Source organism: Bacillus sp. RC252 (assembly GCF_044909215.1).
GTDB lineage: Bacteria > Bacillota > Bacilli > Bacillales > Bacillaceae_G > Bacillus_A > Bacillus_A mycoides.
Genome location: NZ_JBIYDV010000013.1, coordinates 176,366 through 182,831, shown reverse-complemented (window position 1 = coordinate 182,831; position 6,466 = coordinate 176,366). Strand labels below are relative to the sequence as shown.

Here is a 6,466-nt window from a genome sequence, read left to right as displayed (position 1 = left end):
TTCAAGAAAAATTAAACCACCTATCCCCTAAAGAATTTAGGGAACAGATGGTTTAGGTGTTTTGATATGTGTCCCGTTTTCGGGGTTCACTTCAATCGGCAGGTTTTTTATTTTACTACTCTCTCAATCATGCTTTCCATTACATGTTCCCAAAGAGAAGTATCATCAGCTAATGTAGCACGGAAATTAGCATACATTTCTTTTTGTTTCTCTTCGAATGTTGGATCTTCTTTTTCAGGTAATGTAGCGCGCATTGAAGTTACTAATTCTTGTATTTTTGGAGCTCGTGGTCCAAAGACGGCTTGTTCATTTCCGTCTTTATCAATGAAAATAAAGATTGGAATCGCACGTGCTGTTCCGTTTGTTAAGTATTGATCCATTAATTCTAAGTTTTCATCGCGAATTAATAACCGCATATCAATATTTGCAACTTCAGAAATTCGTTTCATAACAGGTACACACAAAAGAGCATCGCCGCACCAATCAGCTGTTAATACGATAACACGCCAGCCATCATTTTGGCGTTCTTCTAATATAGGAAGTAATTCATTTGGAATTAAAAAATTATTGTAAATGTGTAGTAGCTCGTATTGGTTTACTTTCATTTCATTCACATATGTATCAAAGGACATACCTTTATCAGCCCATTGTAGTAAGTTCATAAGTAACACCTCTTTAGTATGATTTATTTTTATTGTACCAATTTTTATATAGAAAAGCTTGTATTCTTACTCTTTCTTATCACTAAATAATTTATTTAGTGTGTAAAGGAATAGTGCGACACATAATTCAGCTATGTTGGACATTTGTACACTCTCTATCCAGTCATCGGCGGTATGTATGACAAACCAATCTAACGTAATTTCAATTATAGAGAGCAGAGCAATTGAGAGCCAATTGGGCATACTTGTCATCATTGGATGTAGGAGCACTTTAAAGAAAATGAATATAAAATATGTAATACCGTCTAATAAAAGAATGAGTAAAAAAAAGAGTAGTAGAGCTGTTCTTGATGAATATTCTATACCTGTAATATGAAAGATTCCTACATATACAAAAAATATAAATGCAAAGAATATAATGAGAATAAGAATAACAACACTAATAATAATAGTCTTATCTTTTAGACTGAGATTAGAAAGTTTGTCTTCTTGACTCATTGCCCCAACTCCTTTTTCTGGAAAATCAATTTCATTGTACCATGAAATATCTATTAAAAAACTACGAATTACGGGGAAATAAGGTGACAAAAAGTAAGATTTCGTGTAAAATTATTAATAAGGTTTTTATTTAACTAAATTAAATAAAAGGGGCTGTCAAAGTTGTCTCAAAATCGAGAACAATTAATGGAAGAACTATCGACAAATGTTTTTGCAATGTTTCGCACGTTGCGTAATGATATTGGAAAAATATTTGGTGGTTACATACCGTGGAATGAGTTCATTGTCCTTAGAATATTGAACCGTACGAATAAAGAAATGGTCTCACGTGTAGCGAATGAGTTAAATGTGTCGAATAGTCATATTACAGCTGTTACAGAAAAATTAATTAATAAAGGCTTTGTAACTCGTTCACGTTCTACATCAGATCGCCGAGTTGTATATTTAGAGATTACAGAACAAGGGAAAGATTTAGTGGCGAAAATGGAAGGTGAGAAAAAGAAATATTTACAAGAAAGATTTTCCGCACTTTCAGAAGATGAAATGGATATAATGATATCTATTTCTAAAAAACTTATTTAAATAATTACAAATAAGAAAACGCTTACCTAATGAAAAAGAAGACCTTCCTCATATATGGAAGGTCTTCTTCTGTGTGTAATAGATGATAAAAAATAAAATGTGTATGAAAAAGATAGAGCGCCATACTACTAATAAAGGAAGGAGGCGGAAATATGACGAATCGTAATGGTAGTCAAGGAAGTGGAAATCAAGGTTCACCAAAATCAGGGCAATTCCAGCAGGAGTTTAGTACTGAATTTGAAACGGGAAATGATAATAAAGGAAAAGAATATCGTTCGAAAAAAGGAAGTAAATCAAAAAAGGAGTGAAATGATTCACTCCTTTTTTGATTTAAGATGCTGCAGATTGATCCGTATTATATTTTTCTTCTGATTTTGCAACAATCATTGCACAAATTGCATCACCGGAAATATTTACAGCAGTTCTAGACATATCTAGAATGCGGTCAATACCGATAATTAAAGCAATGCCTTCTACTGGTAGATTTACTTGATTTAAAACCATCGTAAGCATCACTAGTCCAACACCTGGTACACCTGCAGTACCGATACTAGCTAGTACAGCAGTTAATACGACCATAACTAATTGTGGTAATGTAAGTTCAACGCCGTATACTTGAGCGATAAATACAGTTGCTACCCCTTGCATAATAGCGGTACCATCCATATTAATCGTTGCACCTAGTGGTTGTACAAAAGAGCTTATCGCTTTTGGAACTCCAAGTTTTTCTTGGGCGGTTTTCATGGCAAATGGAAGGGAGGCATTAGAGCTAGATGTACTAAACCCAATTGCCATTACCGGACCGAAATGTTTAAAGAAACGAATAATACTTTCTTTGGCTAGTACCTTTAATAAGCCGCCGTATACGAAGACACCGTGAATAATGAGTACCAACATAACGACAATCATATACTTGAACATCGCAGCGACGCCTGCAAGACCCATTTTACCAACGGACGAAGCGAGCAACCCGAATGTTCCGATTGGAGCTAATTTCATGACGAGATTAACAAGATACATCATTAATTCGTTGCCCTGTTCAAGTAATGAATGGACACCTTGAACTCGTTTTCCTAAAACAGCTAAACCGAGTCCGATCAATGCGGCAAAGGCAATAATTTGTAGCATGTTCCCATCAGCCATCGCTTTTGCTGGATTATCTGGCACAATATTCAGCAATGTATCGACGAAAGATGTTTCAGTTTTTGCACCTTCATACTTAAGCCCTTCTGTTTTAAAATTACCGCCAGCCCCTGGTTTTATAATAAGTGCGAATGTAACCGCAATGGAGATGGCAACTGCTGTTGTTACGAGAAAGAATGAAATTGATTTTAAGCCGATTCTTCCAAGCTGTTTCGGATCTCCAAGACCAGCAGCCCCAAGTACGATAGAAATGAATACAACAGGAACAACTAGCATTTTAATGAGTCGAATAAACAATTGACCAAGTGGATTGAACACATATTGATTTAATGGCTCGAAAATGGATGGAGCAGCTAAATTTAAAGTGAGTCCAACGACTAGACCGAGAAATAATGCAATTAAGATTGCTTTTGTTTGTTTCAATAAAATCCCTCCTTGTTTTTGTAAAATTGCTTTCTAAATTAATTGTACCGAAAAAATACCTATTTTGACAATATTTTCTGAATATTTTGTATAAAAATATCTATTTGCATATAGATAGACCAATTTTGTTGAAATAAGCGAAGAGAGTTAATTTATGTGTTTGGAAAAAAAAAATAGACCATCACATGATGGCCTAGGGAAGGGGACAATTTATGTCAATTTAATTAGGGATGGAAGCTATTCAAAGACACTGGGGAATGTCTTATAAATTAGGGAGGAACAGCTCCGATACATATACTATAAAAGGTGGATGTGGTCTAGATGTGAACATAGAGTGAAAGAGAGAGGGAGTTTTAAGTAAGAAGAAAGAGAGAATAAAAAAATAAGACCATCACATATAGGATGGTCAAGGGAAGGGGACAATTTATGTCAATTTAATTAGGGATGGAAAGCTGTTCAAAGACACTGGGGAATGTCTTATAAATTAGGGAGGAACAGCTCCGATACATACAATATAAAAGATAGATGTGACCTAGATGTGAACATAGAGTGAAAGAGAGAGGGAGTTTTAAGTAAGAAGAAAGAGAGAATAAAAAAATAAGACCATCACATATAGGATGGTCAAGGGAAGGGGACAATTTATGTCAATTTAATTAGGGATGGAAGCTATTCAAAGACACTGGGGAATGTCTTATAAATTAGGGAGGAACAGCTTCGATACATATACTATAAAAGGTGGATGTGATCCTCGTGTGAACATGGAGTGAAAGAGAGAGGGAGTTTCAAATAAAAGATAGAAAGAATAAAAAAATAAGACCATCACATATAGGATGGTCAAGGGAAGGGGACAATTTATGTCAATTTAATTAGGGATGGAAAGCTGTTCAAGACACTGGGGAATGTCTTATAAATTAGGGAGGAACAGCTCCGATACATATACTATAAAAGGTAGGTGTGACCCTCGTGTGAACTTGGAGTGAAAGATATGGGAATTTGAAAAGGGATAAAATAGTTGTTGTAAGAGTTATAGTATAAGTGGAGATATAATAGAAAATATTCTTTTGTAAAACGATAGGAGTCTGAATATAAATAAAAGTTGAAATCTATGAAAAAAAGGATTATGCTCAACTATATTATGAGAATATAAGGTTTATCCCGCTACTTGTAGGCTCTTAAAGAGTCTTTATTTATGAGGGGATAAAAGCTTCACTTGATAAAGGGAGTTAGTGATATGGAAGTAGCAAAAAAACAAGGGTTGTATAATCGTTTTATACGATTGAATCCACCACAAATTTTAGCATTAGGCTTTTTTTGTTTAATTGTGGTCGGAGGATTGTTATTAAAGTTACCGTTTGCAACGAAAGTACATATTAGTTGGGTAGATGCTTTCTTTACAGCTACGTCGGCGGCGACTGTAACTGGTTTAGGTGTTGTAGATACTGCGAGTACGTTTACGATGTTTGGTGAAATTGTTATTATGTTTTTAATTCAAACGGGTGGTCTCGGTCTTATGACGATAGCCATTTTAATTGTTTGGGTATTAGGGAAAAAAATTGGTTTACGCCACCGATTATTAATTGGAGAAGCATTTAATCAAACAAATATTGGTGGTCTTGTGAAATTAGTAAAACGTGTTTTTATTTTTTCTATTTGTATTGAGCTAATTGGAGTTATCTTTTTATCGATTCGCTTTATTCCAGAGTTTGGTTTTGGAAAAGGTTTATACTATAGTATTTTTCACGTTATTGCGTCATATAATAATGCCGGCTTTGCGCTTTGGCCAGATAATTTAACAAGATATGTAGGAGATCCTATTATTAATATTGGGATTTGTTCTTTAATTATAATAGGAGGGTTAGGTTTTACGGTATTAATTGATATATGGTATAGCCGTAGTTTCCGAAAATTATCACTGCACTCCAAAATCATGATTGTTGGAACGATAGCACTTAATGTTATTGCGATGATTGTGATTTTTGTATTGGAATATAATAATGTGAAGACTTTGGGGCACTTATCTTTAAATGAAAAATTATGGGCTTCGTTCTTCCAAGGAATTACACCTCGTACAGCTGGTTTTAACACGGTAGATTATGGGGGGATGGAAGAGTCATCGATACTATTTACAATGGTATTAATGTTTATTGGTGCGGGAAGTGTATCGACAGGCGGTGGAATTAAGTTAACGACATTCGTTATTTTAATTACATCAGTTCTTTCTTTCTTTAGAAAGAAAGAGGATTTTGTTTTATTTCAGCGTACGATTAAAATGTCGACAGTAACGAGAGCGTTAGCAATTGTCGTTGCTAGTCAAATACTTATTTTTACAGCGGTATTTGTATTAATGCTTACAGAAGACTTCAGTTTTATTCAGTTATTATTTGAGACAATTTCAGCGTTTGGTACAGTAGGGTTAACAATGGGGATTACTGCGAAGCTATCGGCGTTTGGAAAATGTATTATTATGTTTGTTATGTTTTGTGGATTAATCGGACCGTTAACACTTGTGTTCTCTTTGGCACGACCAGCAAAACAAAAAATTAAATATCCATCAGAAGATGTATTTACAGGATAAGGTATCCCGCATAAAGCGAGATACCTTTTTCTTTTTAAAAAAGAGAGAACAATAAACCAATAAGCGCCACTCGGAATAAAATCGCAATGAGTGCAGCGATACCACCCACAATGGCAGCGGTACCGCCAGTTACAGTAGCCCCGCGATTATAAGCGTAAATACCAAGTAGAACAGACACAAGACCAAATAGTGTTGGGAATGTGAATAATGATAATATTGCTAAGGCAAGAGCAATGAAACCAGCAGTCGATCCAGCTGCAGACGATCTTACATCATCGTTATCTTTATCATCATAATCGATACGCTGTGGTGCAACTTCAGCTGCGTATTCTTCTTTATAATCACTATCTATTCGATCTCTTTTTTTATATTCATCAAATTTCTCAGTCAAAGTAAGGACTCCTTTCATAACAAGGTTCAATAGTAGTATGTATCTCTTTACTGTTTTTATCCCGCTATTTGCGAGCAGTAAGACTCCTACCTCAAAATTTGGCTGGAGCCCTGCGGCTCGTAAACGCCCGATTGGTGTGGGCTAATAATCAGTGGGGGATGAACAAAACCTCCACTGATTAAAGTTTCACTT

7 protein-coding genes are annotated in these 6,466 nt (G+C 35.1%); 3 read left to right on the top strand and 4 right to left on the bottom strand.

Annotation, left to right across the window (positions count from 1 at the left end; genetic code table 11):
• Positions 1–107 precede the first annotated feature (107 nt).
• Together ABH960_RS19360 and ABH960_RS19355 are read right to left on the bottom strand one after the other, a co-directional pair.
• Positions 108–695: a thioredoxin family protein gene (locus ABH960_RS19360; RefSeq protein ID WP_113937001.1), complete on the bottom strand. Its 588-nt coding sequence runs from the start codon at positions 693–695 to the stop codon at positions 108–110.
• A 33-nt stretch (positions 696–728) separates the two neighbouring features.
• On the bottom strand, positions 729–1,160 hold the full coding sequence (locus ABH960_RS19355; RefSeq protein WP_113937002.1) for a regulatory YrvL family protein: 432 nt from the start codon (positions 1,158–1,160) through the stop codon (positions 729–731).
• A 162-nt stretch (positions 1,161–1,322) separates the two neighbouring features.
• On the opposite strand from ABH960_RS19355, the gene ABH960_RS19350 reads away from it, so the two are divergent.
• Together ABH960_RS19350 and ABH960_RS19345 are read left to right on the top strand one after the other, a co-directional pair.
• Complete coding sequence (locus tag ABH960_RS19350) at positions 1,323–1,742, top strand: MarR family winged helix-turn-helix transcriptional regulator (protein ID WP_002166098.1); 420 nt, start codon at positions 1,323–1,325, stop codon at positions 1,740–1,742.
• 152 nt (positions 1,743–1,894) lie between these two features.
• Positions 1,895–2,050, top strand: a complete 156-nt coding sequence (locus tag ABH960_RS19345; RefSeq protein ID WP_002011733.1) for a hypothetical protein — start codon at positions 1,895–1,897, stop codon at positions 2,048–2,050.
• Between the two features lie 22 nt (positions 2,051–2,072).
• Here the strand turns inward: ABH960_RS19345 and ABH960_RS19340 are convergent, their stop codons facing one another.
• Entirely contained in the window at positions 2,073–3,308 is a 1,236-nt protein-coding gene (locus tag ABH960_RS19340) for a dicarboxylate/amino acid:cation symporter (protein ID WP_404447598.1), read from the bottom strand.
• Positions 3,309–4,539: 1,231 nt separating this feature from the next.
• Here ABH960_RS19340 and ABH960_RS19335 point away from each other — a divergent pair.
• Positions 4,540–5,883: a TrkH family potassium uptake protein gene (locus ABH960_RS19335; RefSeq protein ID WP_002011730.1), complete on the top strand. Its 1,344-nt coding sequence runs from the start codon at positions 4,540–4,542 to the stop codon at positions 5,881–5,883.
• 34 nt (positions 5,884–5,917) lie between these two features.
• Here the strand turns inward: ABH960_RS19335 and ABH960_RS19330 are convergent, their stop codons facing one another.
• Positions 5,918–6,292, bottom strand: a complete 375-nt coding sequence (locus tag ABH960_RS19330; protein ID WP_002011728.1) for a hypothetical protein — start codon at positions 6,290–6,292, stop codon at positions 5,918–5,920.
• Positions 6,293–6,466 lie beyond the last annotated feature (174 nt).